This window comes from Planococcus sp. RAB007_Raresut (assembly GCF_057369535.1).
In genome coordinates this window covers 1-237 of record NZ_JBXYIF010000271.1, presented here as the reverse complement: position 1 = coordinate 237, position 237 = coordinate 1, and the positions used below count along the sequence as shown (strand labels likewise).

Below are 237 nucleotides of genomic sequence, written 5' to 3'. Positions count from 1 at the left end.
GGTAGAACTCATATGGCGACGTCTTATCCGCATCTAACCAAACTGCACCGCCCGCTGTCTTCCCGAACTTTTGTCCGTCCGACTTTGTGACGAGTGGCACGCTGAGACCGAACGCTTTTTCAGAGTGACCAAAGCGACGAATCAATTCAAGACCTGCCGTGATGTTCCCCCATTGATCACTTCCACCGACTTGAAGACGACATTTCTCTGTCTCGTATAGTTTCAAGAAGTCGTAAG

Annotated in this window: 1 pseudogene; it reads right to left on the bottom strand. The window is 49.8% G+C overall.

Going from position 1 to position 237, the window contains the following annotated elements:
- Positions 1-237: pseudogene (locus AC2Q9J_RS18510) on the bottom strand (tyrosine--tRNA ligase); the annotation flags it as partial.